Annotated in this window: 26 protein-coding genes and 1 tRNA gene; 11 read left to right on the top strand and 16 right to left on the bottom strand. The window is 36.1% G+C overall.

Going from position 1 to position 25,981, the window contains the following annotated elements:
- Window positions 1–314 precede the first annotated feature (314 nt).
- Together G525_RS0118460 and G525_RS0118455 are read right to left on the bottom strand one after the other, a co-directional pair.
- Entirely contained in the window at window positions 315–941 is a 627-nt protein-coding gene (locus G525_RS0118460) for a response regulator (RefSeq protein ID WP_027127458.1), read from the bottom strand.
- Window positions 942–1,003: 62 nt separating this feature from the next.
- Complete coding sequence (locus G525_RS0118455; protein ID WP_027127457.1) at window positions 1,004–1,468, bottom strand: retropepsin-like aspartic protease; 465 nt, start codon at window positions 1,466–1,468, stop codon at window positions 1,004–1,006.
- A 340-nt stretch (window positions 1,469–1,808) separates the two neighbouring features.
- Here G525_RS0118455 and G525_RS0118450 point away from each other — a divergent pair, with 340 nt between their 5' ends.
- The 8 genes from G525_RS0118450 (at window position 1,809) to G525_RS0118415 (ending at window position 7,131) form a co-directional block, all read left to right on the top strand.
- Window positions 1,809–2,576 carry a TatD family hydrolase gene (locus G525_RS0118450; protein ID WP_027127456.1) on the top strand — a complete coding sequence of 256 codons (768 nt, stop codon included), beginning with the start codon at window positions 1,809–1,811 and terminating at the stop codon, window positions 2,574–2,576.
- Between the two features lie 2 nt (window positions 2,577–2,578).
- Complete coding sequence (locus G525_RS0118445) at window positions 2,579–3,610, top strand: asparaginase (RefSeq protein ID WP_027127455.1); 1,032 nt, start codon at window positions 2,579–2,581, stop codon at window positions 3,608–3,610.
- A gap of 72 nt (window positions 3,611–3,682) precedes the next feature.
- Window positions 3,683–3,770, top strand: a tRNA-Ser gene (locus G525_RS0118440).
- A gap of 193 nt (window positions 3,771–3,963) precedes the next feature.
- Window positions 3,964–4,746: a MotA/TolQ/ExbB proton channel family protein gene (locus G525_RS0118435; protein ID WP_027127454.1), complete on the top strand. Its 783-nt coding sequence runs from the start codon at window positions 3,964–3,966 to the stop codon at window positions 4,744–4,746.
- 21 nt (window positions 4,747–4,767) lie between these two features.
- The gene (locus G525_RS0118430; protein ID WP_027127453.1) at window positions 4,768–5,220 is read left to right on the top strand and encodes a hypothetical protein; all 453 of its coding nucleotides are present in this window, start codon (window positions 4,768–4,770) and stop codon (window positions 5,218–5,220) included.
- 2 nt (window positions 5,221–5,222) lie between these two features.
- Window positions 5,223–5,828 carry an ExbD/TolR family protein gene (locus tag G525_RS0118425; RefSeq protein WP_027127452.1) on the top strand — a complete coding sequence of 202 codons (606 nt, stop codon included), beginning with the start codon at window positions 5,223–5,225 and terminating at the stop codon, window positions 5,826–5,828.
- A gap of 20 nt (window positions 5,829–5,848) precedes the next feature.
- Window positions 5,849–6,334, top strand: a complete 486-nt coding sequence (locus tag G525_RS0118420) for an ExbD/TolR family protein (RefSeq protein ID WP_027127451.1) — start codon at window positions 5,849–5,851, stop codon at window positions 6,332–6,334.
- A gap of 98 nt (window positions 6,335–6,432) precedes the next feature.
- A complete protein-coding gene (locus G525_RS0118415; RefSeq protein ID WP_027127450.1) occupies window positions 6,433–7,131 on the top strand; it encodes a porin family protein in 699 nt (232 codons plus the stop codon).
- Window positions 7,132–7,201: 70 nt separating this feature from the next.
- Here G525_RS0118415 and G525_RS0118410 read toward each other — a convergent pair whose 3' ends face one another.
- The 11 genes from G525_RS0118410 to mutY form a co-directional block, all read right to left on the bottom strand.
- Window positions 7,202–7,810, bottom strand: coding sequence for a hypothetical protein (locus tag G525_RS0118410; protein ID WP_035480184.1), 609 nt, complete (start codon window positions 7,808–7,810; stop codon window positions 7,202–7,204).
- Window positions 7,807–9,267 (bottom strand): RNA polymerase factor sigma-54, encoded by a 1,461-nt coding sequence (rpoN, locus tag G525_RS0118405; RefSeq protein ID WP_027127448.1) that lies wholly within the window; start codon window positions 9,265–9,267, stop codon window positions 7,807–7,809. The genes G525_RS0118410 and rpoN overlap by 4 nt, the downstream gene beginning before the upstream one ends.
- A 142-nt stretch (window positions 9,268–9,409) precedes the next feature.
- The gene (gene asnS, locus G525_RS0118400; RefSeq protein WP_027127447.1) at window positions 9,410–10,843 is read right to left on the bottom strand and encodes an asparagine--tRNA ligase; all 1,434 of its coding nucleotides are present in this window, start codon (window positions 10,841–10,843) and stop codon (window positions 9,410–9,412) included.
- Window positions 10,844–10,964: 121 nt separating this feature from the next.
- Window positions 10,965–13,364, bottom strand: a complete 2,400-nt coding sequence (locus G525_RS0118395; protein WP_027127446.1) for an efflux RND transporter permease subunit — start codon at window positions 13,362–13,364, stop codon at window positions 10,965–10,967.
- Window positions 13,365–13,415: 51 nt separating this feature from the next.
- On the bottom strand, window positions 13,416–14,699 hold the full coding sequence (locus G525_RS0118390; protein ID WP_027127445.1) for a hypothetical protein: 1,284 nt from the start codon (window positions 14,697–14,699) through the stop codon (window positions 13,416–13,418).
- 63 nt (window positions 14,700–14,762) lie between these two features.
- Complete coding sequence (frr, locus tag G525_RS0118385) at window positions 14,763–15,320, bottom strand: ribosome recycling factor (RefSeq protein WP_027127444.1); 558 nt, start codon at window positions 15,318–15,320, stop codon at window positions 14,763–14,765.
- Window positions 15,321–15,375: 55 nt separating this feature from the next.
- Window positions 15,376–16,083: a UMP kinase gene (gene pyrH, locus G525_RS0118380; protein ID WP_027127443.1), complete on the bottom strand. Its 708-nt coding sequence runs from the start codon at window positions 16,081–16,083 to the stop codon at window positions 15,376–15,378.
- Between the two features lie 151 nt (window positions 16,084–16,234).
- Window positions 16,235–16,816, bottom strand: a complete 582-nt coding sequence (gene gldD, locus G525_RS0118375; RefSeq protein ID WP_035480183.1) for a gliding motility lipoprotein GldD — start codon at window positions 16,814–16,816, stop codon at window positions 16,235–16,237.
- Window positions 16,813–18,141 (bottom strand): gliding motility-associated protein GldE, encoded by a 1,329-nt coding sequence (locus G525_RS0118370; RefSeq protein WP_027127441.1) that lies wholly within the window; start codon window positions 18,139–18,141, stop codon window positions 16,813–16,815. The genes gldD and G525_RS0118370 overlap by 4 nt, the downstream gene beginning before the upstream one ends.
- 32 nt (window positions 18,142–18,173) lie before the next feature.
- Entirely contained in the window at window positions 18,174–18,602 is a 429-nt protein-coding gene (locus tag G525_RS0118365; RefSeq protein WP_027127440.1) for a single-stranded DNA-binding protein, read from the bottom strand.
- 259 nt (window positions 18,603–18,861) lie between these two features.
- Window positions 18,862–19,899: an A/G-specific adenine glycosylase gene (gene mutY, locus G525_RS0118360; protein WP_027127439.1), complete on the bottom strand. Its 1,038-nt coding sequence runs from the start codon at window positions 19,897–19,899 to the stop codon at window positions 18,862–18,864.
- Between the two features lie 134 nt (window positions 19,900–20,033).
- On the opposite strand from mutY, the gene G525_RS0118355 reads away from it, so the two are divergent.
- From G525_RS0118355 to G525_RS0118345, 3 genes are all read left to right on the top strand, one after another.
- Entirely contained in the window at window positions 20,034–20,327 is a 294-nt protein-coding gene (locus G525_RS0118355; protein WP_027127438.1) for an HU family DNA-binding protein, read from the top strand.
- A gap of 328 nt (window positions 20,328–20,655) precedes the next feature.
- On the top strand, window positions 20,656–22,197 hold the full coding sequence (locus G525_RS0118350; protein ID WP_027127437.1) for an Rne/Rng family ribonuclease: 1,542 nt from the start codon (window positions 20,656–20,658) through the stop codon (window positions 22,195–22,197).
- Window positions 22,198–22,459: 262 nt separating this feature from the next.
- Window positions 22,460–22,996 carry a DUF5004 domain-containing protein gene (locus tag G525_RS0118345; protein ID WP_027127436.1) on the top strand — a complete coding sequence of 179 codons (537 nt, stop codon included), beginning with the start codon at window positions 22,460–22,462 and terminating at the stop codon, window positions 22,994–22,996.
- A 74-nt stretch (window positions 22,997–23,070) separates the two neighbouring features.
- On the opposite strand, the gene G525_RS0118340 is transcribed toward G525_RS0118345, so the two are convergent.
- From G525_RS0118340 to G525_RS0118330, 3 genes are all read right to left on the bottom strand, one after another.
- The gene (locus G525_RS0118340) at window positions 23,071–24,105 is read right to left on the bottom strand and encodes an aldo/keto reductase (RefSeq protein ID WP_027127435.1); all 1,035 of its coding nucleotides are present in this window, start codon (window positions 24,103–24,105) and stop codon (window positions 23,071–23,073) included.
- A gap of 98 nt (window positions 24,106–24,203) precedes the next feature.
- Window positions 24,204–25,160, bottom strand: a complete 957-nt coding sequence (locus G525_RS0118335) for an OmpA family protein (protein WP_027127434.1) — start codon at window positions 25,158–25,160, stop codon at window positions 24,204–24,206.
- Window positions 25,161–25,215: 55 nt separating this feature from the next.
- Window positions 25,216–25,980 carry an exodeoxyribonuclease III gene (locus G525_RS0118330; RefSeq protein ID WP_027127433.1) on the bottom strand — a complete coding sequence of 255 codons (765 nt, stop codon included), beginning with the start codon at window positions 25,978–25,980 and terminating at the stop codon, window positions 25,216–25,218.
- Window position 25,981: the final 1 nt, after the last annotated feature.

The raw sequence follows: 25,981 nt of genomic DNA, 5'->3' as shown, positions 1-25,981 counted from the left end.
TAAGCTGACTAGCAGATAATAAGAATGTTCATTGATATGATAAGAATTGAGGTCAAAATTAATACAATTATAAACATTGTATTTAATAAACCGACTTTGGATTTCATAGTGATTTTTTTAAAATCCAAAGTATAAAGCTCTGGATTACTATTAACCCAGAGCTAAATACTTGGATTGTTGATTAATAGCAGTGTAAATATCGTCAATTAAGTCACGCGAAACAATACGTAACTTTACGTATTTTTAACTGGGGAGCATAGAGGATATGCTCTTTAAATGGTATTGAGCTCTGATATTCAGGTGTTCTATGAAGATTACAAAAAACAATCTTGATTTTCCTTGACCCAAATCAACAAGCTGTTTTGTTTATGGGAGAGATCTATTTTTTTAATAATATTGCTTTTGTGTTTCTCAACTGTACGAGGAGATACATTAAGAATATGCCCTATTTCAACACCCGTATTATTTTTAGCAATAAGTTTTAAGATTTCCTTTTCAGTAGGCGTGAGCAATTCCCATTCTTCAGGTGGTTCAGCAATTTCTAAAAACTCAATCAACTCTGGACTAAAATAGGATTTGCCTTTGAAGACGGCAGCAATACAGTTTTCAATTTCAGCCAAGGCAAATTCTTTAAGAACATAGCCATAAATTCCTATGGTCTTGGCCTCCTTATATATGGTTTCGTCTTTTTCAAAAGTGATCAGGATGATTTTGGTAGGCAGCTCTAGATCTCTACATTTTCTTGCCACTTCAAGACCTGATAAAAAGGGCATTTGTATATCTAGAATGGCAATGTCCGGTTTTTTAGACGCAATCAGCTCAAAGGCTTCCTTGCCATTTACAGCAGATCCCACAAGATTATATTCTTTTTCGTTTAAAAAATCGGTGAGACCTTTAAGGATAAGCGGATGATCGTCGGCTATAATTATAGAGGCATGCATGAGCTATTAATTAGGTTTCTTAGGGGTTTTAAAGATAGCTATTATATCTTAAAATGCTGGAATTACAATTTTAAATACACATAGTTTTTATCATAATCTATAACGGCTTTTGCTTTTGTCAAGATATCAGCCCCAATAATGCCATCCACAGGCTCGGAATTGTAGCTTAAAAGGGCGGTATTTACATGTGATAAATTAAAAAGAATTAACGCTACTTTATCTTTTTTCCATTTTCCTATCTTTAGTTTGTTTTTTTTGGAAATCTGGGTTTGCATATCTGTAGCTCCAGCTCCGGCAGCTTTGACTTCAGAATCTTTTGCTGTTAATTTAAAGGTTTCAACACCTTCAAAACCTACGCATGAATTAGAAGCGCCTGTGTCTAAGATAAATAGGCCTTTAATACCGTTTATGGTCGCTTTAATTTCAAAATGATTTGTTTTGGTCAATTTAAGTTTGACTTTGATATATCCTTTCTCCAAAAGAAAGTCCTTCAACGTGGCACTGCTTTTATCTGTTTTTCCAATCATTAGCTGTTTGTTTTCTGAACCCTAAAAATAGGACAATTATTAGGGTATCTATCCCAAGAAGTTGCTAAAAAGTCCATTGCTTCGAAAGTTTAAAAATAAAATGAACTTCAAAGTTGAATGACTTTTTTGAATCAAGGATGAATTTAATTTATATAGTTCTTTAGCCAAAACCTGTCATAGTGTGGCAATGATGTTTCTGGTGTTAGTATTATAAATCTTCCGAAAAGATTAAAAGCTTTAGAAGAAAGAGAATTATTAAACTGATAATTTTAAGCGTTATCATTTTAAGACTCTAGTCGTTGATAAGGATTATTTACAAAAGAACTCATACTTTTGCACGATGACTATAACAGATACCCATACCCATTTATATAGTGAGGCCTTTAATGAAGACCGGAAAGCAATGATAGAACGCGCTGTTGAAGCTAATATCACCCGTTTTTTTATTCCTGCCATTGATTCCTCCTATACTGAAGCCATGCTTCAATTGGAATCTGATTTCCCGGATTATGTTTATTTGATGACTGGCCTACATCCTACGTCCGTAAAAGAAAACTATAAGGAAGAGTTAAAGCATGTTGAGAAGCTCCTTTCAGAAAGAAAATTTGTGGCCATTGGAGAAATAGGTGTTGATTTATACTGGGACCAAAGTACTTTAGAAATTCAAAAAGAGGCTTTCAGACATCAAATAAGGCTTGCAAAACATTATCAACTTCCTATTGTAATTCATTGTAGAGAGGCATTTGATGAAATCTTTGAAGTTTTAGAAACGGAGAAATCAGAAGAGTTGTTTGGTATTTTTCATTGTTTTACGGGTAATTTAGAGCAGGCAAAACGTGCCATCTCATTCAATATGAAGTTAGGCATTGGGGGCGTGGTAACTTTTAAAAACGGTGGAATTGATAAATTCTTGAATGAAATTGATTTAAAGCATATTGTCTTGGAAACGGATGCTCCCTATTTGGCGCCTGCACCGTTTAGGGGGAAACGGAATGAAAGTGCTTACATTGTAAAAGTACTAGATAAGCTATCGGAGCTTTACGGACAATCTCACCAAGAAATTGCCGAAATTACAACTGAAAACTCTAAAGCTATTTTTAAAGTCTAACTATGTCCTTTCCAAAACTTAACATCTTATTGATATACACTGGAGGTACCATTGGGATGATCAAGCATGCTGATACGGGTGCTTTAAAAGCTTTCGATTTTAGCAACTTGTTAAAGCAAATTCCAGAATTAAAGCTGTTGGATTGCCAAATCCAGACTATTTCTTTTGAAGTTCCTATTGACTCCTCTAATATGAATCCACAATATTGGATTCAAATTGCTGAAATTATTGAGGAAAATTATGATAATTTTGATGGGTTTGTGGTATTGCATGGTAGTGATACGATGAGTTATTCGGCGTCAGCCTTGAGTTTTATGTTGGAAAATTTGACAAAACCGGTCATCTTCACAGGGTCTCAATTGCCTATTGGCGATTTGCGCACCGATGCTAAAGAAAACCTAATCACTTCCATCCAAATGGCGTCCTTACATTATCATGGTAAGCCGGTAATTAAGGAAGTAGGTCTTTATTTTGAATATAAACTTTATCGGGGCAATAGAACAACAAAACTCAATGCAGAGCATTTTGAAGCCTTTGAATCCATGAATTACCCCGATTTAGCGGAATCAGGTGTGCATTTAAAGGTGTCCAAAGAGCATCTATTCAAGCCAAATTCACGCAAAAAGCTCGTCGTTCATAAAAAATTTGAAAATAACATAGCCTTGATTAAAATTTTTCCAGGGATTTCAAAACCCGTAATGGAGTGTATGTTTTCTTCCCCTCATATTAAAGGTATAATTTTAGAAACTTATGGTGCAGGAAATACAACCACTGATACTTGGTTTATTGAGCTTCTTAAAAAGACTATAAAAAATGGTATTCCGGTCATCAATGTGACCCAATGTTCGGGAGGAAGTGTCATTATGGGGCAGTATGAAACGAGCTCCCAACTCAAAAATATAGGTGTAATTTCAGGAAAAGACATCACAACGGAAGCTGCAGTGACAAAATTAATGTATATGTTGGGAGAAAAAATTTCCTCTAAAACGTTCAAAACCATATTTGAAACCTCTTTAAGAGGAGAAATGTCTTAAAATTAACGTATAAAATTTTTTGCACCAATATTTTTTTTCGTTATTTGGCAAAGCAATTGAGCTTTAAGTTTTAGAGAGGTGGCCGAGCGGTCGAAGGCGCACGCCTGGAAAGCGTGTATACTCCAAAAGGGTATCGAGGGTTCGAATCCCTTCCTCTCTGCAATTTAATTTGAATTATGAGGGTTTCTTTTAATTGGGAAAAACCCTTTTTAATCAAATTAAATTGTAATGTCATGGTGAGTTAAAAGATATAAGTCAACAGGAAATCTCTTAGACTCTACCGTATTTTTATTTTTTAATTGCAATTTTTTTATATCTTTAACACTTTAACTAATAAAATTAAGATCAGAACAATGAAAAGACTATTTTCTATCCTAGCCATCGCAGGAATCATGGCTTTCGGAACTGTAAGTGCAAATAACTATGCGGCTACAGCATCAATGGCAACTACAACTGTTGCAACAGTAACACAAGATGACACTTCGGCTCAGGCTGGAGAAGAAGAACTTGGGTTTCATCAAGAATTAAAGAAACGTTTTATTGAAGGTGGCCCTGGCTTTATGGGTATTGTATTGCTTTGTTTGATCTTAGGACTAGCGATCGCCATTGAGAGAATTATCTTTTTAAATTTATCAACTACAAACACTAAGAAATTAGTTCAAAATGTAGAAGATGCTTTACAATCTGGTGGTATTGAAGCTGCTAAGGAAGTTTGTAGAAATACAAAAGGACCTGTTGCTTCTATCTATTACCAAGGTTTAGATAGAGCTGATGAAGATTTAGATGCTGCTGAAAAAGCTGTTATTGCTTATGGTGGTGTTCAAATGGGTCAATTAGAGAAAAATGTATCTTGGATTTCATTGTTTATCGCCTTAGCCCCAATGCTTGGGTTTATGGGTACGGTAATTGGTATGATCCAGGCCTTTGATAAAATTGAGGCTGCTGGAGATATGCAACCGTCACTTGTTGCTGGTGGTATTAAAGTAGCACTTTTGACAACGGTTTTTGGTCTTATTGTAGCTATTATTCTTCAAGTATTTTACAACTACATCATCGCTAAGATTGATAGTATTGTAAATGACATGGAAGATGCATCTATCACTTTGATGGATATGCTCGTGAGATACAAAAGATAAACCGATCAATTAAAGAAAACTATGAATTTACACAAAATATTAAAAATAGTAGCAGCGCTCTTGGGTCTTGCAGGCATTATCTTTTTAGTGATGGTTATCTCTAAAGGTGATACCGCAATTCAATCGGCGGCTGCGGATGGCGACAGTGCCATCCTTGATCCAATGCTTTATGTAACTTACTTTATCTTTGGATTGACCATACTTCTTGTTCTCATTTTCGTATTGCAAAACTTGTTTACGAATACAGGATCTTTGAAAAGTACGTTAATTGGGGTAGGAGCCTTTGCAGCTGTATTAGTTATATCCTATGTGGCATCTAGCGGTTCTGATGCTGGGGATTATCTCTATAATGGAGCCCCTGCTACAGAAGGTGAGGCGCACATGGTAGGTGCAGGTTTAGTTGCATTTTATATTCTAATCGTAGGTGCAGCAGTAGCAATGTTATTATCAGGAATCAAAAAAATAACTAAGTAATTATGGCAAAAAGATCAGCACCCGAAGTTAATGCAGGATCCATGGCTGATATTGCATTCTTACTTCTTATCTTTTTCTTGGTAACAACTACCATTGAAACGGATACAGGTTTAAACAGAAGATTACCTCCAATAGACGATGAAAAGGTAGAACCACCTATCATTAGAGAGAAGAATATCTTTACTGTACTTATTAACGGAAAAGATCAGCTTATGGTTGAGGATGAGTTAATGGAACTTAAAGATTTAAGAAAGGCAGCCGTTGAGTTTTTGGATAATGGCGGTGGGGTTGACAGCCAAGGTAATAAATGTGATTACTGTAATGGTAAAAAGGATCCGGCGTCATCTGACCATCCTGATAAGGCCATCATTTCATTGAAAAATGAGAGAGAGACCAAGTATGGTACTTACATCTCTGTTCAGAATGAATTGGTAGCGGCATACAATCAGTTGAGAGATAGAAGAGCTATGGATCTTTACGGTAAAACTTTAAAGGAAATGGAAGCCAACTATAGCGATGTCAATTGGGTAGGAAACAAAGAAAATCTTAAAGAGAAAATCGAGAAGATCAAAATTGAATATCCTCAGAAACTGTCAGAAGTTCAATAATAATTTAGAAAAACATCAATATGGCCAAATTTAATAAAAAGAAGTCAGGAGATTTACCGGCAATATCAACAGCGTCATTACCTGACATTGTATTTATGCTATTGTTCTTTTTTATGGTGGCAACTACAATGCGTGAGACGACATTGAAGATTGAAAACAAATTACCATTTGCTGATCAGGTTGAGAAACTCGATAAAAAAGATTTGATCATGTATATCTATATTGGAAAACCCCAAGAGGCTTTTCAAAGTAAATATGGTAATGAATCGCGAATCCAACTGAATGACAAGTTTGCAGAATTAGCAGATATTAAATCTTTTATTGCCGCAGAGAGAGCCTCAAAAAGAGAGGAATTAGTTCCTTTTTTAACGGTTGCCCTTAAAGTGGATGAAAAAGCTAACATGGGACTGGTAAGTGACGTGAAGCAAGAACTTAGAAAAGAAAATGCATTAAAAATAAACTATACCACCAAAAAAGGTGATATTTCTGGAAATGTGAAGAAATAGTTTATTAGTTAAATAGTCTATAAAGCATCCTTGTAAAATGGGATGCTTTTTTTATGGTCAATATTCAAAGTCGCACCATTATCAATTATATTTGCAAGATGAAAACATTTTTGTTTATCGTCTGGTTCTCTTGTATTACTTCAGTGTTGTTTGCACAACAACCTATGGATACCACCTTTGTGGACCATAAGTATCGGGAAGATCAATTTTATTTTTCACTAACCTATGATTTATTGGGTAATAAGCCTAAGGAGATCAAACAGAGCGGATTCTCAAGTGGCATTCATTTTGGGGTCATCAGGGATATGCCCATCAATGTGCGTAGAAATAAGGCCGTTGGAGTAGGGCTAGGAGTTTCTATAAATTCTTACAATCAAAATATGCTCATCAACCAAGATTCAGACCAAAATTATACCTATCAAATTATTGATGAAAGTGAAATAACGATCAAAAGGAATAAGTTTACAACTTATTTAGTTGAAGTTCCTCTGCAATATAGATGGCGTACCTCTACAGCTAGAGATTATAAGTTTTGGCGTGTTTATACAGGGTTGAATATTGGTTACGTTTTTTATAACTCCTCCAAACTCAAGAGCAATATTGATGCAATCAAACTTGGCGGTATTGAAGATTTTAATAAATTACAATATGGTCTCACCTTAAGTGCAGGGTATTCCACATGGAATTTTAATGTGTATTATGGGTTAAACTCCATTTTTAAAGATTCAGCAAAACTTGATGGACAGTCCCTTGATATGAATACGATTCGACTTGGACTGATTTTTTATATTCTATAGTCGTAAGCGGTTCTAAATGTCCGCCATCATGTAAATTGAGAGTTCTTGTTGCACGTTTGGAGACTGAAGGCTACAACCAGTAGTTCAATAGTATTAACTGCGGTAGAAGACCCACAAAAAAACCTATAAGTAATTCTGAGCTTCTATGAGCCTTTAGGTGTAGTCTTGAAGTGGCAATGGCACCAATGATTATACACATTAGAGCGATTGTACCATTAATATTGATCTTGAAATGAATACTCAATGCCACGGCAAACATAAAAAAACCTGCACTACCAATCATGTGAATACTTGCCTTGAATTTTAGAAAAGCTAACACCAAACAGGCTAATGTAGAAAAGAGGATGCCTAAATAGAAATAATATAATTCAGGAATTTCATCATAAGGTAATACTCTCTTTAAGATCAACACCATAATCAATGCGCTTAAAAGTAATGGAATGACACGCTCTTTGGTGGTTTTTAATTCAAGTGATTCCACTCTTTTGATAGTCTTTAACAAGAAGTATAGAAGGATGGGCAAAATGATGGTCAAGATTGTAATTGAAAACACTTTGGCTTTCATTACTGGTTCAGGAATAAACCGGGGTGTTTTTGAAAAATAGAAGATCACCCCAAGCATGGGCATGATCAAAGGATGAAAAATATAGGAGATACTTTTTAAAAGATAGTGAATCATATTTTTTTTCGTAAACGCGCTACAGGAATGTCCAACTGTTCCCTATATTTTGCAATGGTGCGTCGTGCAATGGGATAGCCCTTTTCCAACAAAATTGACGCCAATTTCTCATCGGTTAATGGTTTGCGTTTATTTTCTTCTTCAATTACGGTTTCGAGGATCTTTTTTATTTCTCGTGTGGAAACTTCTTCGCCCTGATCATTAGTCATGGATTCAGAGAAAAATTCCTTAATTAACTTGGTGCCGTAGGGTGTGTCCACATATTTGCTGTTCGCTACGCGAGATACCGTTGAAACGTCCATTTCAATTTCATCGGCTATATCCTTTAAAATCATTGGTTTTAACTTGCGCTCGTCACCAGTTAAAAAGTATTCTTTCTGATAATGCATTATAGCACTCATGGTGACAAATAGTGTCTGTTGTCTTTGTTTGATGGCTTCAATAAACCATTTTGCAGCATCCAATTTTTGTTTGATGAACATGACCGCATCCTTTTGCGACTTAGACTTGTCTTTGGCCTCTTTATAGCCTTTCATCATATTGCTGTATTCTCTTGAGACGTGCAATTCTGGGGCATTTCTACCATTTAGGGTAAGTTCTAGCTCACCATCTACAATCTTTATGGCAAAATCAGGAACAATATGTTCTACAATACGGTTATTACCCGAATAAGAGCCACCTGGCTTAGGATTTAAACGTTCAATTTCGTCAATGGCATCTTTGAGTTGCAACTCGCTGATATCAAATTTTTGGATTAACTTCTTATAATGTTTTTTGGTAAATTGATCAAAGGCATTATCTATTATTTCAATGGCCAACTCTACGTCAGGATTCTTTTCTTTACGATGTAATTGAATGCTCAAGCACTCTTGTAGATGGCGCGCTCCAACGCCTGCAGGGTCCAATTGATGCACAACGTGAAGCACCTTTTCTATAGATTCTTCGTCCGTAAAGACGTTTTGGGTAAAAGCCAAGTCATCAGTAATATCTGATAAAGAACGTCTGATATAACCGCTTTCATCAACACTTCCCACCAGGAATTCAGCAATATCCCGTTCATCATCGCTCAATCTGAAGGTGTTGAGTTGCGCGGTTAAATACTGCGTAAATGATGTTCCGGCAGCAAAAGGAATGTCCCTATCTTCGTCATCTGCACTATAATTACTGACTTGGGTCCTATAATCTGGAATATCATCATCACTCAAATATTCATCAACATTGATGTCTTCTCCAATTTGTTCATTGTCTTCATAATCATCCTGACTGTTGTCAAATTCATCAAAGTTGTCGTCAAACTCATCAGCTTCCTTGCCTGTTTCCAAGGCGGGATTCTCTTCCATTTCCTGCTTTAAACGTTGTTCAAATGCTTGCGTGGGCAACTGGATCAGCTTCATCAACTGAATCTGTTGCGGCGACAACTTTTGTGATAATTTGAACTGTAAAAACTGTTTAAGCATGCGTATAAATGGATTAACACTAAAAATAGAAAAAACAATCTACATAAGTAATAAATGTAGATTGTTTTGTGAAATATTTACGTTTTCAGAACTTGCAATCTGTACCCTTTAAAGTCAAAAGACTTTTCTCTTTATTTTCAATTTAAAAGTCGGCATTTTGAGGTGTTCTCGGAAAAGGGATCACATCTCTAATGTTGCCCATTCCTGTAGCAAACATCACCAAACGTTCAAACCCAAGCCCAAAACCAGAATGCACTGCGGTACCGTATTTGCGCAATTCTAAATACCACCACAATTCTTCTTCGTCAATGTCTAGAGCTTTCATTTTCTCTTTTAGGACCTCCAAACGCTCTTCACGCTGAGAACCTCCCACCATTTCACCAATGCCTGGAAATAAGATATCCATAGCGCGAACGGTTTTTCCATCTTCATTCAAACGCATATAAAATGCCTTAATATTGGCTGGATAATCAAATAAAATTACGGGACATTTAAAGTGTTTCTCCACTAAAAAGCGTTCGTGCTCACTTTGGAGATCCGCGCCCCATTCTTCAATGATATATTTGAATTGTTTCTTTTTATTAGGTTTTGAATCCTTTAAAATATCGATGGCCTCTGTATAGCTAACACGTTTGAAATTGTTATCAATAACAAATTTCAATTTATCAATTAAGGTCATTGCGGAACGCTCTGCCTGCGGTTTTGTTTTGTCTTCGTCCAATAAGCGTTGCTCCAAAAACTCTAAGTCTTCTCGATTGTGCTCTAAAACATATTTCAAAACAGATTTCAAGAAATCTTCTGCCAAATCCATATTTCCGGCCAAATCCATAAAGGCAACTTCAGGTTCAATCATCCAGAACTCTGCTAAATGACGTGAGGTGTTCGAGTTTTCAGCTCTAAACGTTGGACCAAATGTATAGACTTTGCCTAATGACATAGCGTAGGCTTCAGCTTCCAATTGCCCAGAAACGGTTAAGTTGGTTTCCTTTCCGAAGAAATCTTCTTTGTAATCTACTTTTCCATCTTCTGTTAATGGTGGATTTTTAGGGTCTAATGCGCTTACACGGAACATTTCACCTGCCCCTTCAGCATCACTTCCGGTGATGATTGGCGTGTGCATATAATAGAATCCATTATCATTGAAATATTTATGAATGGCAAATGATAAGGTAGAACGCAAACGCATGACAGCACTAAACGTATTGGTTCTGGTGCGTAAATGTGCGTTTTCACGTAAAAATTCAAATGAATGTTTCTTAGGTTGGATAGGGAAAGTTTCAGGATCAGAATCACCCAAAATAACGATATTATCTACTTTAATCTCCACAGACTGTCCCTTCCCTTGACTTTCGATCAACTGACCTTTTATATGGACTGCTGCACCGGTGGTAATACGTTTTAATGTTTTTTCGTCAGTGTTTTCAAAATCAACAACACACTGTATATTTTGGAGCGAGGAGCCATCATTTAAAGCTATAAAACGATTCGCTCTAAAGGTTCTGACCCAACCCTTAATGTCAATATCCTGCGATTTAAAATCGGATTTTAATAATTCTGCAACAGTTTTTGATGTCATGGTAATAAATTTAAGAATGCAAAGATAATAAAGCCTATAGCGTTTTAGGCACCAAATAGTGAAATTCTAAAACTCAAATTTCAAATTGTATTTGGTCGTGATTGGAATTTTTTAGTGAAACTTACCCCTTTGTGTCATCATCGTCATCATCCTCAGGAATAATATTAATTGTAGGTTCTTTGAGTGTTTCTTTGTTGGCAATACTTTTTTCTAAGGATAAAAGTAAGGATGGCAACAATAATAAATTGGATAGCATTGCAAATAGTAAGGTAGCAGATACCAAAGCACCAAGAGCAACCGTCCCTCCAAAGCTGGAAAGCGTAAACACAGAAAACCCAAAGAACAAGACAATGGAGGTGTAGAACATACTTACGCCAGTTTCGCGCAATGCTCCATAGACTGATTTTTTGATCTTCCAGTTATTCGCTTGTAACTCTTGGCGGTATTTTGCCAAAAAGTGAATGGTATCATCTACTGAAATGCCAAAAGCAATACTAAACACCAAAATTGTAGAAGGCTTTATAGGAACACCTAGATAACCCATCAAGCCTGCGGTAATTAATAAGGGCAGGAGGTTAGGAATTAATGAAACCACAATCATCCTAAAAGACCTGAACATATAGGCCATAAATAAGGCGATCAACAAAATGGCAAGCGATAGGGAAATGGCTAGATTCTTCACGAGATATTCCGTTCCTTTTTGAAACACCAGCGCTTTACCGGTCATGATGACGTTGTAGTTTTCAGCAGGAAACAGTTTATTGATTTCCGTTTGAAGGTTTTCTTCAATACGCTCCATTTTATCCGTCCCAATATCCTTCATAAAAGTGGTAATCCGTGCATATCTACCCGTACTGTCTACAAAACTCTTTAAAAGATCAGCTTCAGTACTAGAATTTTTAGCGTAAGACAGTATAAAACTATTTTCTTGACTTGTGGGCAGCTGATAGTATTTTGGGTTGCCATTATAATAGGCCTGTTTGGAATACTTTACTAAACTTACCACAGAAATAGGACGCGATAATTGAGGTGTTTCTATGATAAGATCTTCCAATTGGTCCATGCGTTTGAGCGTGCTCAACTTCATAACGCCTTTTTTTCGTTTGGTATCCACCATAATCTCCAAAGGCATGATACCATCAAATTCACTTTCAAAAAACTTAATATCCCTAAAGAATTCAGTATTTTTTGGCATGTCTTCAATAAGGCTACCAGAAATTTTTATTTGGAAAATTCCTATTAGGCTCACAATGAGAAGTCCAATGGCAGTACTATATATGGCGATACGTCGTTCTTTGACCATACGTGCCATCCAATTTACAAATGCGGTCGTCCAACGTCTGTTAAGATGGTTGAGATGGCGTTCTTTAGGATAAGGTAAGAAGCTATAGAGAATTGGAATAATTAGCAGGGATAGAATAAAAATAGAAATGATGCTTAATGAAGCCACGACACCAAATTCCTTTAACAGCGTGCTTTGGGTGAACATGAACGTTGCAAAACCTGAAGCTGTGGTTACATTGGTCATTAAGGTGGCGTTTCCAATCTTAGTGATGACACGATGCAAGGATTTTACTTTATTGCCATGGAGTTTGACCTCGTTTTGGTATTTATTGATTAGGAAAATACAGTTAGGAATTCCTATAACGATAATCAGTGGCGGAATTAGAGCCGTCAATACGGTTATTTCATAGCCTAACAAACCAATGATACCAAAGGTCCACATGACCCCAAATGAAACGACAACCAATGAAATTAATGTTGCTCTAAACGATCTAAAAAATAAAAAGAAAATAAAAGAAGTGACAAGGAGCGCTGCACCAATAAACAGGCTTATTTCATCCGAAATATTTTTTGAATTAAGCGTTCTTATATAGGGCATCCCAGAAACCCTGACATCTAAATCATAATCATCTTCAAAATTTTTGACTTTAGTTTCGAGGATATCGATGATAAAATCTTTTCTTGCGGCGGTGTTGACAATATCTTTTTTGAGATAAATAGCCGTTCTTATTGTCCTGGTTTCTTTGTTGAAAAGAAAGTTGTCATAAAAAGGATATTGCTGGAAGAGCTGTTGCTGCAGGCTGTCAATTTCTGATAGGGAGGTTAAGGAGTCTTTTATGAAAGGTTCTAAATCAAACTTTTGCTGTTCAGTATTTTTGACAAGCTTCTGTAAATCCTTTATAGAAAGAACCGTTTCAACTTCATCATAATGTTTAAAGCTCTCAGAAAGTCGGTTCCAGGCATTAAATTTTTCAACGGTAAATAAGGAGGGGTCTTTGATACCTAGGACTACAAGATTGCCTTCTTCACCAAAAATCTTTAAGAATTCGTTGTAAGTAATATTGACTTCATTATCGTCCGGAAGTAAATTTGCTTCGGTGAACGCAAAGCGCATGTATTTCCATTGTGTGCTTAGGAAAATAGTGGTTAACGCAATGACAATAAGGATGGCGATTCTGTTACGCAGCATCAATCCCGCAACAACTTCCCAGAAATTTTTTGTAAACAGTTTCAAAATAGCATATTTTACTGTGGCAAAGGTAGAGAAAACAAAAGATTTGTTTGTTTTTTATAAGGTAATATTAAAAGTGAATTTGACTGCTACATTATCTTCAAATTCAGGAAGGTGATAAGCGCCATAGCGATACGCAAAACTCAGTCCAAACCCGAAAAGTATTTTATTTAACTCAAGGCCAGCTTCATAATAGCCTTTGTTGAGTCTGTCAAATTCAATCTCTTGGTGCCGTTCTGTATGGTTCATATCTCCTAATGCGAAACGCGAAATAAAGACCATTTGTGGTTGCATGCGCTTAGAAATATTAAAAGGCTTGAGGGCATGTTTAAGTTGGAGGGTTACAAATTTATCCGAAAAAAACTCGTTAAAGAACATGGTCTCAAAACTATTGTTGCCCGCCACAGAAAATCGCTGTAAGATGGTTTGCTTATCTAGATTATTCGGGTAAGTATGGTATAAATGGGTTAAAGGAGTTTTTCCTAAAGCAATTCCACTAGCCAGCGTGGCTTCTGTATAGGAGTTGCCAACAGGACTATGGGTCAGTTTGTAGAACGTTCTAAAATCGGCCTTAAAAAAATTAAAATCGCCGCCTATGACGTTTTTAAAACTCTGTGACATCTGAAGGGTGAAGTTTGGAAATCCTTCTTTTTCAACTTCTAGGTCACCCATGTTCTCAAAAGTATTAAAAGGGTTCCATTGAAGGGATACTTTTGCAATACTCATCCGGAACTCTTTATAAGCAGTATCATCAACAAAAAAAGTATACTTATAAGTGGTGGTGATATTGCTCCTGGAAAGTTGTGTCTCAGATAACAAATAGGGAGTAATTTTGTGTTCTAGAGAAATAGCTTTGGTAATGTGATGGTGAAAGAGATCAATGTTTAATAATCGTGGTTCAAAAAATGAAAAGAATCGCTTATCTGTTAAATAAGTCGAGCTTCCGGTTTCTTGCAAGTCGTCATTATAAGAAAGATTGATCCATGTATCCGATGCCTTTGAAAGTCTGGCACCGCCTGTCATATTGTATTTGAAAGTATGGTCCTTAAACCCATAAACGATATAGCCATTGATTCGGTATTTATCAGACAGGTTCTCATTGGTTCTTCCTCCCAAACCCGTTCTGATACCTTCATATTGGTTGTACTTTATCAAATACCTTAAGTCAATGTCTACATATGGTGTTGGAAAAAAACCATTGCCTATTTGCTTAAAGAATTTATTTTTTTTAATTGAATCTTGTTGTTCAATAGTTAAAGTATCCTTTGTTATAGTAGAAATTTGTGACTGTGCTGACCAAATACAAATGACAAAAAAAAGCAAGGCACACTGTTTTTCCATACGAAGATTGAGGGATAAAATTAAAGTCAAGGCTAAAAAAAGCGACTTGCAAGTCGCTTTAAGTTATACTGTCATGATCTCCTTTTCTTTTAAGTCCAGAGCTTCATCAATCCTTTTAACGTATTTGTCAGTTAATTGTTGTACTTCCAATTCGGCATTTTTTTGAAGATCTTCAGAAACATCTTCTAATTTTTTAATTTCATTATTGGCATCTTTTCTGGCACTACGCACCCCAATCTTTGCATCTTCTGATTCAGCTTTGGCTTGTTTTGCCAAGTCACGTCTCCGCTCTTCAGTCAATGGTGGAACATTGATAATGATCAGGTCGCCATTATTCATTGGATTGAAGCCCAAGTTTGCAATTTGTATTCCTTTTTCAATTTCTTGAAGCATTTTCTTTTCCCAGGGTTGCACAGAAATTGTTCTGCCATCTGGAGTGTTCACATTGGCTACTTGGGTTAATGGCGTTTGTGAGCCATAATAGTTGACCATGACATTGCCCAACATTGCAGGGCTTGCTTTACCTGCTCTAATGTTCGAAAATTGCTTCTCAAGATGCTTTATGGCCATGTCCATTGCTTCTTTTGTACTGTCCAATATAAATGTAATGTCTTCGTTCATCACTAAAAATTTTAATTTTTAAAACAACTTAAAAAATGAGCTAATGGTTTTTGAATTATAGATTCACTTTGGTTCCAATCTTCTCTCCTAAAACCACTTTTAATAAATTCCCTTTTTTGTTCATGTCAAAAACAATAATTGGCAATTCATTTTCTTGACTCAGCGTAAATGCCGTGGTATCCATAACTTTTAGACCTTTGCGCAATACGTCTTCAAAAGTAATATGGTCAAACTTTGTCGCAGATCTATCCTTTTCAGGATCGGTGTTGTAAATACCGTCTACGCGGGTACCTTTCAAAATAACGTCTGCTTCTATTTCAATAGCTCTTAAAACAGCTGCTGAATCCGTAGTGAAATAAGGGTTTCCTGTGCCACCACCAAAAATGACCACGCGGCCTTTTTCTAAATGACGCATAGCTTTTCGTCTTATAAAAGGCTCTGCCACTTGATTGATATGTACTGCAGACTGCAAACGTGTTGGAATACCAGCATCTTCTAAAGCACTCTGCAAAGCCAACCCATTAATAACTGTTGCCAACATGCCCATATGGTCACCTTGTACGCGATCCATACCATGACTTGCCCCTGCAACCCCTCTAAAAATATTTCCTCCACCAATAACGATGGCAACTTCAACATTTTGTTCTATGATAGATTTAATATCTTCTGCGTATTCTGCCAATCGCTTCGGATCTATTCCATATTGACGATCTCCCATTAATGCTTCGCCGGATAACTTGAGGAGGATTCTTTTGTATTTCATGTGTTCATACATATTGTTTTCAAAGGTTACATGCTGCTCGCCATTAATCGTACCATTGGATTTTTTTATTGTGAGCATATTTGTTTCATGTGCTGTGTTGAAAAGTTTAGCAAATATAAGGATAATTGTAATTTACAAAAGTAGAAGTTGCTTATTTCCATTTTAAGGTTTCCATAATGTGCTTAATGTCTTTTTTTAAATAATCGGCAGCTGGTAAAATGGAATCATAATTAGGCTTCGCGTAAAAATATAATGATCCGTTTAAAAAATGGTTGACACTGTCTGTCACATAAAATTGCGATTGTGAAGCGGCATTACCTCCAATTTCATAGAACATGCCATACACATTATGATCTTTGTTTTCATAAAAATCGCCCTCAATAGCATCTGCTTTTTGAGTGTGTTCCTGTGTGAGGTTTTGTGAATCCCTAATCAGTGGAATGAGATTGTCTTCGGTAACCTTAATATAGGTTAGGTATATCGTTCCTTTTAAAGATGGATAATCAATATTAATACCATAAGAACGATTTTTAGAGTCTATCTTGACATTTCTAACCCGTTGTGCAAGTATGTTTTTTTCAAAGGTAAAAGGCAAATCAATTTCTGCTTCTGTGTATTCCGCTTTCGGATAATCCAATCGCAAAAAACCTTTCGGTTTGGGAACCGGATCTTCGCCGCATGAAAAACAAAGCGAAACAGTTAAGATAAGGGCAAATATTTTAAATTTTATCATTGTAAAATGGTAAATTTCAGCTGTTTGATGCGCTTTTTGTCCAAGGTTTCAATAGTAAAAACGTAATTTTTGAAATTTATTTTACTGTTTCTTCTTGGAAAGATCCCGGAAAGTTCAAGAACAAATCCGGCAAGGGTTTCGGCCTCCCCTTTATTGTTTTCGAAATCAGAGTCGTCATCAAGATTTACAATTTTATAAAAATCCTTTAAGGGCGTTTTGCCATCAAATGAATAGTTGTAATCATCAATTTTGGTAAAGATCAAATCGTCATCATCAAACTCATCACTAATATCACCCACAATCTCTTCAATAACATCCTCTAAAGAAACGATGCCCGATGTGCCGCCATATTCATCAACCACTACTGCTAAATGGACTTTTTTCTCTTGAAACTCAGCCATTAAATCATCCAACTTTTTGTTTTCTGGAACAAAAAATGGATCGCGCAATAAGGCGGTCCAGTCAAACTGTTTACGATCAATATAAGGAAGAAGATCTTTTACGTATAAAATACCTACAACATTGTCAATAGTTTCATTGTAAACAGGAATTCTTGAATAGCCATTTTTAATAATTTCTTGAATAATTTCCGAATATTTAAGCTCTTTATTCAAGGCAAAAATATCAATACGAGGTCGCATAACCTGTTTTGTATCTGTGTTTCCGAAAGAAACAATTCCTTGTAGAAGTTTTTGCTCTTCCATAGTGGTTTCGTTTTCTCCCGTTAATTCCAAAGCTTGAGACAATTGGTCCACGCTAATATTTGATTTCTGTTTTCCCAATTTATTATGAATGCCAATAGTGATGGAACGCATGGGCAAACTAATAGGCGAAAATATCACATCTAAAACCTTTAAGGGCTGCGCCATAAAAACGGCAAACTTTATTCGGTTTCTACTTGCATAGATTTTAGGGATGATTTCTCCAAAAAGCAAAATAAGAAATGTGGCGACCACAACATCAACAATAAAGGCGAGGTTTAACTGGAAATTAAACACCGTAAAAATCATATGGCGTCCTTCAAAAATAATTTTGCTAATGCTGGCAAATAGTAAGACCGTAGCAATATTAATGAAGTTATTTGCTACCAGAATGGTCGCCAGTAATTTTTTTGGACGCTCGAGAAGTTTAGAAATAATTTGGAAAGCAGCCGACTTTTCAGCGATGCCATTGTCAATGTCAGAACGGGTTAAAGAGAAAAGCGCAACTTCTGCACCCGATATGAGGGCGGAGCAAGCTAGCAAAATAAATAATAAAACAACCCCTATGATTAAGAAGGTGTCCGGAGACTGAAGGATTAAAAATAGCGTGGGTTCAGGGTCCAATAGCATGGGAATTAGTTAGACTTCTTTTAAAATTATACACCTTCATTCTGCTCGGGTCCAGCAGAATTTGGATTGGGGTTCGTTGAGGATTGTTCTTGGTTGGAAGCATTTTCCTGACTTTCACTTTTGGTGGTTAAAAATGTGAAATCTGTACATTGAATTTCAGTTGAATACCGATCAATACCCTTATCATCAGTCCATTTTCTGGTTTTGATGCGGCCTTCAATATAAACTTTATCGCCTTTGCTTAAATATTTCTCACAAATTTCAGCGGCTTTATTTCGAACCACAATATTATGCCACTCCGTATTAGTAATACGCTCATTGGTTTGTTTACTTGTATAGGTCTCATTAGTGGCCAATGAGAAGCGCCCAACACAATTTGTCTTATCAAAATAATGCATTTTTACGTCTTCTCCCAAATGACCAATTAACATAACTTTATTTAAAGTTCCAGACATAATTTCTTTTAATTTATATGCAAAATTAACCATTTGCATCGACTTTCTTAAAAGTAATAATAAAATGTGATTTTTTATTTATTCTCTTTTATGTTTATCAGTTTTAATTAATCGTTATTTTGTGGTCATTCTTTCCTAAGTAAATTCAAAAAAGTTAATAATTACGCGATTATTATTACAAGCATGGACTTTGCTATTTGACTAGATGTGATGATAAATTGAGCTGGGTTCATTAAGAACGTCTAAGATTTCTTAGGCTTCAAAAAAACGCGTCAATAAAATTACTGATCAAGATTGAGGTAGGGTACTGTCTTAAATTTGCGATAGGAATTCCGTTTTTTGGAAGCTGATCAATCTCAACAATCCAAAATTTTGTGTGTAAATGTTGATGCGATAGTTTGTGCACAATGTCTTTATTATTATATAAACTATATTCAAAAGGCAGTCCTTTAAAATAGGAGGTTATATAAGGATGCTTTTTAAAATCGGCTATCTTTAATTTATGGTCTGTCTCTAATAATGGAAATTGATACAAGTTTTGCCAAATCCCTTTTTGTGTTCTTTTCTGAAAAACGGTTTTTTTATCCGAAGATAGAAGGACCAAGAAATTGAAATATTTTATACTAACCTTTGTCTTTTTTAATTTAACTGGCAACTCATCAATGAGGTTCTTTTGAAGTGCCACACAACTTTCATTTAATGGACAAGTAGCGCAATAGGGGTTTTTTGGCTTGCATTGTATGGCGCCAAACTCCATTATGGCTTGGTTATACTTTGATGGGTTATCATGGTCCATCAACGAGGCCGCAAGTGTTTTAAATTCCTTAATGCCTTTAGTGGAGTTTATGGGGGTGTCAATTCCAAAATATCGAGAGAGTACTCTATAGACATTTCCGTCTACAACTGCCGTAGGTTCATTAAAACAAATGGATGCTATGGCACTAGCGGTATAATCACCAACACCTTTTAATTTTAAAAGTTCGCTGTAGGTGTTTGGAAAGATTCCATTGAGTTCATTAACGACATATTTGGCCGTAAAATGTAAATTTCGAGCTCTAGAATAGTACCCTAGTCCTTGCCAAAGTTTTAAAATGTCATTTTCCTCAGCATTTGCGAGGTCAAAAATTGTTGGATATTTACTAACAAATGCTTCGTAATATGGTTGCCCTTGCGCTATTTGTGTCTGTTGCAGGATTATTTCCGATAACCATATATAATAGGGGTTCTTGGTGTTTCTCCAAGGCATGTCGCGTTTATGTTCTGAATACCAAACACTTAAGGTCTTATTAAAATTCATGTTTTTTTATAAATCTCGCCAAAAATAAAGCTTTACAACCTTAAATTTTAATTAATTAGGCTTGAAATATTGAAATTAAAATGCATATATTTGCATCCCTTATAATTAATAGATAAACCCTAAAATTAATAACAATGACAAAAGCTGATATAGTAGCGAAAATTTCTGAGCGATTAGGAATTGAAAAAGGAGATGTCCAAGCAACCGTTGAAACGTTTATGGAGGAAGTTAAAACATCTTTAGAGAGTGGAGATAACGTGTATTTAAGAGGTTTTGGAAGTTTTATTGTTAAAACAAGAGCTGAAAAAACAGGTAGAAATATCTCTAAAAACACAACAATCAAAATACCAGCACACAACATTCCAGCATTTAAACCTGCAAAAGTATTTGTAGAAGGCGTAAAGTCTAATGTTGAAGTAGTACAGTAAAACATTTAAAGGAAATATTAATCTAAAAAAAGACTTGATTTATGCCAAGTGGTAAAAAAAGAAAAAGACATAAGGTAGCGACGCATAAGCGTAAAAAACGTAGACGCGCTAACCGTCACAAAAAGAAATAAATTGAAAAAGTAGTTTTTAACTACTTTTTCGGTTTTTACAGTAACGTTCTTTGATATAAAATTTAAGCAGACCCGCTGGTTGCGGTTCACTTGAGTTTACTGGAATTTTCCCGATAGACTATCGGGAATCCTGTGTCAAAAAATTTAGTATAATCCATCTGTTTTGATGTCTATCACAACGGATTTAAATTAACAACATGGATAAAGAATTAATTATTCGTTCGAGTTCAAATTTTGTTGATTTTGCCTTATTAAAAGATGGAAAACTTATTGAATTACATAAAGATGAAGAGGATAACAACTTTGCGGTTGGTGATGTGTTTATCGCCAAAATCCGTAAAGCTGTTCCTGGGTTAAATGCTGCATTTGTGAATGTAGGTTATGAGAAAGATGCATTTTTGCACTATCATGATTTAGGCCCAAAATTACCTTCACTTTTAAAATTCGTAAAACGTGTAAGCACAGGGAAACACACAGATTTTCTACTCAAAAACTTTCAATTTGAAAAAGATATTGATAAAAACGGCAGTATTGCTGACGCTTTAAAATCAAATCAATCCCTCTTGGTCCAAATTGTAAAAGAACCTATTTCAACAAAAGGACCTCGCATTAGTAGCGAGTTGTCCATAGCCGGAAGGTATATTGTTTTGGTACCATTCTCTGATCGGATTTCTATTTCTCAAAAAATAGAATCAAAGGAAGAGAAAGATCGTTTAAAACGATTGGTAAAAAGCATTACGCCTAAAGGTTTTGGCGTTATTGTCCGGACTGTTGCTGAAGGGAAAAAAGTAGCCGAGTTAGACACCGATTTGCAAAACTTGTTGGGCCGTTGGACAGCAATGTGCAAGAAACTCAACAAAGCACATCACCCAAGTAAGGTGCTTGGAGAAATGAACAAAGCATCCTCCATTTTGAGGGATATTTTTAATGACTCATTCTCGAGTATTGTTGTGGATGATGAAGAATTGTATATGCAAATCAAAGATTACGTGCATCTTATAGCACCAAAAAAGGAATCAATTGTGAAACATTATCAGAATGGCGTGCCCATTTTTGAAAAGCATGGTATTGAAAGGCAAATAAAAACTTCTTTCGGACGTACAGTCTCTATGGCGAAAGGTGCGTATATTGTGATAGAACACACCGAAGCACTCCATGTGATTGATGTGAACAGTGGCAATCGATCCAACAAAGAAAAAAATCAAGAGGACACTGCTCTAGAAGTCAACTTAATTTCAGCTACTGAAATAGCCCGACAGTTGCGTTTGCGCGACATGGGAGGCATTATTGTGGTCGATTTTATTGATATGTCCAATGCAGAGAATCGAAAAAAACTTTATAATCATCTTCGTGACGAAATGAAAGATGATAAAGCAAAGCATAAGATATTACCTCCTAGCAAATTCGGTCTGATCCAAATTACCAGACAACGCGTGCGCCCAGAAAGGAATATTGAAACAAAAGAGGAAAACCCAAATGTCAGCGGTGAGGAGATTGAAGCGCCAATTAAGGTGGTTCAGCGCATCCAGCAGGACATGGAACGGATTTTCAAAAAAGACTACAAAAAGGTGACCCTAAACACACATCCTTTTATAGCGGCTTTTTTGACTAAGGGATTCCCTTCCTTACGGTCAAAATGGTTTTTAGAACATAAAAAATGGGTAAAGGTTTTACCCAGAGATGCTTACACATATCTTGAATACCATTTTTTTGATAAAAATGGAGACAAAATCAATTAATTATGAAACCCCTTATTTCTTTGGAAGTAAGGGGTTTTTTTAATGTAAAAAAAACCGTGTTCTGAGTTTCTTGTTTCTTTTAGATAAATAATTTAAAGCTTAAAAATTCTGTGGGTTTAACGAGGTTGTAGTGCCCTGGTATTCAGAGGTGCTCTGATTTTAATATCATATTTATATAATTAAATAAAGATTATTACGTTTTAGAAGCAACCTTTTGGGGAATTACACATCTTATAAATGAACTTTAAAAACTATAATAAAAATGAAAAAATTAAATTTGATTACTAAATCTCTAATGGTGTTTGGTGCCCTTTTTATGGTCAGTTGTAATACTGATGACGGTTTCACATGCCCAGAACCTTTGGTAGGCGAATTGAGTGCTGATGAAACTGCATTTGCGGGCACTTGGGTATTTGTTGGGATGGAAGCAGATAAAGCGGTTGACATTACGGATGATAATATCGATAATCCTAGTGAGGACATTTACGCTCAATATAGTGCCTGTGAACGAGATTTAATATATGATTTTATGGCTAACAGAAATTATTCTTTGAAACAAGGCTCTTCGTCTGCAGATTGTGATAATAAGGATTCCTTAACAGGCACTTGGGGTTTAACAGGAAATACCTTGACCTTTGTTGCTAACTGTGCTTCTCAAAATATCGTGATTGATATGGGAGCTGTTGAAAATGTTTTCACTTATGAGTCTACCTTAAATTTTCGTGACGTAAGTGGTTCAGTGAAACCAGTAAAAGTGACTTTTACTTACGAAAGAATGGTGGAAGCGCAGCCGGAATAGGTGCGTAAAGCTTATTGCAATAAAAAAGCGGATCGTGAGAGATCCGCTTTTTCTATTTTAATCCAATAGTAGTGTTATGCCGATGGATTTGGAATCTCTCTATGGACTTCTTCAATAGCGTCCAAAACTTCTTTACTTAAGTTTAAATGGATGCTGCCAATATTTTCCTTAAGCTGGTTTAAATTGGTTGCACCAATAATATTACTGGTCACAAAAGGCTGTTGGGAGACAAAAGCCAATGACATTTGTGCAAATGATAGATCGTATTGTTCTGCAATTTCAAGGTAACGTTTAGCAGCTGCTGTGCATTGTTCACTGCTATATCTCGCAAACCTTGTAAAACGATTTAATCTTGAGTTTTTTGTGTCTTCGCCTTTAATATATTTTCCAGATAAAACACCACATGCCAAGGGCGAATAGGCCAAAAGTCCTATATTTTCTCTTAAAGCAATTTCGGCCATATCGCCTTCAAAAATCCGATTGATTAAGGAATACGCATTTTGTATGGTCAGCATCCGTGGCAAATTGTACCATTTGGATTCTTCCAAAAAGCGCATGGTTCCCCATCCTTTTTCGTTGGAAATGCCAATGTGCCTAATTTTGCCAGATTTGATTATGCCGTCAAACGTGTGGAGGATTTCATTAAAATTATCCTGCCATTGTTCTTCTTCATGTTTATAATCACGTTGCCCCAAAGTATTGGTATTCCTTTCTGGCCAGTGCAATTGGTATAAATCAATATAATCCGTTTTTAGACGTTTCAAACTCTGGTTAACGGCATCATTTAATGCCTCTGTACTAAACCCAGTGGTTCTAATATGGGCTGTATAGTCTCCTGTTCCAGCTATTTTAGAGGCCAATATAACTTTGTCTCTATGGCCTGTTTTCTCGAACCAATTGCCAATAATACGTTCAGTATCGGCATAAGTTTTAGGATCTGATGGCACCGGATAAAGTTCTGCCGTATCAAAGAAATTAATGCCTTGATCTAACGCGTAATCCATTTGTTCAAAGCCTTCATCTTGTGTGTTTTGGATGCCCCAGGTCATGGTGCCCAAACATAATTTACTAACCTTTATATCGGTATGTGGAAGTGTGGTATATTTCATCTTATTCCCTGCGCAGGCGGGGATTTTGTTTAGGTTCTATTCAATTTTAGCAATTAAAGACCTGTCTGGTTAGATAAACTTGACAGATCTAAGGTCAATTAATCATTCAATAAACGAGAAATCTCATCCAATTTAGGAGTTAAAATAACTTCAATGCGTCTGTTTTTCGCTTTCCCCTCATTGGTGTCATTACTTGCTATTGGTGCATATTCGCTGCGTCCTGCCGCGGTCAGATTTTCAGGGTTGATGCGTGAATTTTCTTTTAAGATTTCAACGATGGCTGTTGCTCTTTTGGTTGATAAATCCCAATTGCTGCTCAATTGACCTGTGCCGTTGTATGGATCGCTGTCAGTATGCCCTTCAATCAAAATGGCAATGTCCGGATTTTCAGCCAGAACGCTTCCTAATTGTTTGACGGCCTGTTTTCCATTGGCACCTACGGCCCAACTGCCAGATTGGAACAATAATTTATTTTCCATCGAGACATATACTTTTCCATCACGCTGTTCAACGGTCAGACCTTTGCCTTCAAAATTGGTCAGAGCTTTTGAAATGGCATCTTTTAGCTTATTCATGGCGGCGTCTTTGGAAGCTATCACACTTTCAAGTTCTGCAATGCGTTGTGACCTTGACTCCATGTCTTGTTTTAGTTTTTGCAAACGAGAATTCTCCGCAGCTAGTGCCTGTTCTTTCGCTTCTAATTGTGCTAATAATTCCCTGTTCTTTTTTGCGTTTTCAGCAATGGCCGAAGAACTATTTTTCTCTAAAGCTTGGTAAGACTCTTGTAGATTTTTTAGATTGGTGCTGGTAAGATCATAATCTTTTTGAAGTTGATGACGTTTGGTGGTAATGTCGTCATAATCTCTTTGTAATTGTGATAATCTGTTTTGAGCTAGGAGTAATTCTTTCTTAAGATCAGCATTTTCGTCAGAAATTTTTCGATTCTCTTTTCTCAAAGTAGCGTATTTGCTCTCTAAGTCTGTATAGATTTTTTTAGAAACGCAAGAGGTTGTCAATACAAGCGTTAAGGCAATTAGGGACAATTTTTTAATCATGTTTATAGGTGTTTATTGTTAAGGTTTTTAGTTCTCGGTTGTTCGTTATCCATCATCAATCCTGAATTTCTAGCAAAATCGGACAATGATCACTGTGCACAGCATCCGATAGGATAACGCTACGTTTCAGTTTTTCTTGTAAAGGTGTGCTCACTAAGGCATAATCCAGTCGCCAACCTTTGTTTCTTGCTCTCGAATTTGCTCTGTAACTCCACCACGTATAATTATCGGGTTCTTTATTAAAATGTCTGAAAGAATCTATAAATCCGTTAGTCATAAAGTTTCCGATCCATGTGCGCTCTACAGGTAAAAATCCAGAAACGTTTGAAAGTCCTTTAGGGTTATGAATATCTATCTCTTCATGACAAATATTGTAATCTCCTAAAATAATGAGATTTGGAATTTTCGTCTTAAGTTCATTAATATAAACCTGGAACATATCCATATAATCAAATTTATGTTGCAAACGTAAATCGTTAGTTCCTGATGGTAGATACAAACTCATAATGGAAACGTTATCATAATCTACTCTCAAATTGCGTCCTTCGAAGTCCATTGAAGCAATTCCTGTCCCATATTCAACATGGTTGGGTTGGGCTTTGCAAAGTATCGCCACGCCGCTATAGCCTTTTTTTTGCGCACTGAACCAATAAGGGTAAGGATAACCCGCCTCTTCAAAAACAGAAACGTCCAATTGCTCTTCCATAGCCTTTATTTCTTGGAGACAAATGATATCTGGATTAGCGCTTTTTAACCAATCCATAAAGCCTTTGTTGAGTGCTGCGCGAATGCCATTGACGTTGTACGAGATAATTTTCATT

The organism is Gelidibacter mesophilus DSM 14095, from assembly GCF_000423005.1.
GTDB classification, from domain to species: Bacteria; Bacteroidota; Bacteroidia; order Flavobacteriales; family Flavobacteriaceae; genus Gelidibacter; species Gelidibacter mesophilus.
The sequence above is the reverse complement of the archived record's forward strand: the minus strand, read 5'-3'. Positions and strand labels throughout refer to the sequence as shown.

Coding starts and splice junctions, on each gene's coding strand:
- G525_RS0118345 (WP_027127436.1), top strand. CDS start 22,460: ATGAAAAAATTAAATTTGATTACTAAATCTCTAATGGTGTTTGGTGCC.
- G525_RS0118365 (WP_027127440.1), bottom strand. CDS start 18,602: ATGTCTGGAACTTTAAATAAAGTTATGTTAATTGGTCATTTGGGAGAA.
- mutY (WP_027127439.1), bottom strand. CDS start 19,899: ATGAATTTTAATAAGACCTTAAGTGTTTGGTATTCAGAACATAAACGC.
- G525_RS0118420 (WP_027127451.1), top strand. CDS start 5,849: ATGGCCAAATTTAATAAAAAGAAGTCAGGAGATTTACCGGCAATATCA.
- gldD (WP_035480183.1), bottom strand. CDS start 16,816: ATGATAAAATTTAAAATATTTGCCCTTATCTTAACTGTTTCGCTTTGT.
- G525_RS0118460 (WP_027127458.1), bottom strand. CDS start 941: ATGCATGCCTCTATAATTATAGCCGACGATCATCCGCTTATCCTTAAA.
- G525_RS0118425 (WP_027127452.1), top strand. CDS start 5,223: ATGGCAAAAAGATCAGCACCCGAAGTTAATGCAGGATCCATGGCTGAT.
- G525_RS0118410 (WP_035480184.1), bottom strand. CDS start 7,810: ATGATTCACTATCTTTTAAAAAGTATCTCCTATATTTTTCATCCTTTG.
- G525_RS0118415 (WP_027127450.1), top strand. CDS start 6,433: ATGAAAACATTTTTGTTTATCGTCTGGTTCTCTTGTATTACTTCAGTG.
- G525_RS0118390 (WP_027127445.1), bottom strand. CDS start 14,699: ATGGAAAAACAGTGTGCCTTGCTTTTTTTTGTCATTTGTATTTGGTCA.
- G525_RS0118430 (WP_027127453.1), top strand. CDS start 4,768: ATGAATTTACACAAAATATTAAAAATAGTAGCAGCGCTCTTGGGTCTT.
- G525_RS0118435 (WP_027127454.1), top strand. CDS start 3,964: ATGAAAAGACTATTTTCTATCCTAGCCATCGCAGGAATCATGGCTTTC.
- G525_RS0118355 (WP_027127438.1), top strand. CDS start 20,034: ATGACAAAAGCTGATATAGTAGCGAAAATTTCTGAGCGATTAGGAATT.
- G525_RS0118340 (WP_027127435.1), bottom strand. CDS start 24,105: ATGAAATATACCACACTTCCACATACCGATATAAAGGTTAGTAAATTA.
- pyrH (WP_027127443.1), bottom strand. CDS start 16,083: ATGAAATACAAAAGAATCCTCCTCAAGTTATCCGGCGAAGCATTAATG.
- frr (WP_027127444.1), bottom strand. CDS start 15,320: ATGAACGAAGACATTACATTTATATTGGACAGTACAAAAGAAGCAATG.
- asnS (WP_027127447.1), bottom strand. CDS start 10,843: ATGACATCAAAAACTGTTGCAGAATTATTAAAATCCGATTTTAAATCG.
- G525_RS0118330 (WP_027127433.1), bottom strand. CDS start 25,980: ATGAAAATTATCTCGTACAACGTCAATGGCATTCGCGCAGCACTCAAC.
- G525_RS0118335 (WP_027127434.1), bottom strand. CDS start 25,160: ATGATTAAAAAATTGTCCCTAATTGCCTTAACGCTTGTATTGACAACC.
- rpoN (WP_027127448.1), bottom strand. CDS start 9,267: ATGCTTAAACAGTTTTTACAGTTCAAATTATCACAAAAGTTGTCGCCG.
- G525_RS0118350 (WP_027127437.1), top strand. CDS start 20,656: ATGGATAAAGAATTAATTATTCGTTCGAGTTCAAATTTTGTTGATTTT.
- G525_RS0118445 (WP_027127455.1), top strand. CDS start 2,579: ATGTCCTTTCCAAAACTTAACATCTTATTGATATACACTGGAGGTACC.
- G525_RS0118455 (WP_027127457.1), bottom strand. CDS start 1,468: ATGATTGGAAAAACAGATAAAAGCAGTGCCACGTTGAAGGACTTTCTT.
- G525_RS0118450 (WP_027127456.1), top strand. CDS start 1,809: ATGACTATAACAGATACCCATACCCATTTATATAGTGAGGCCTTTAAT.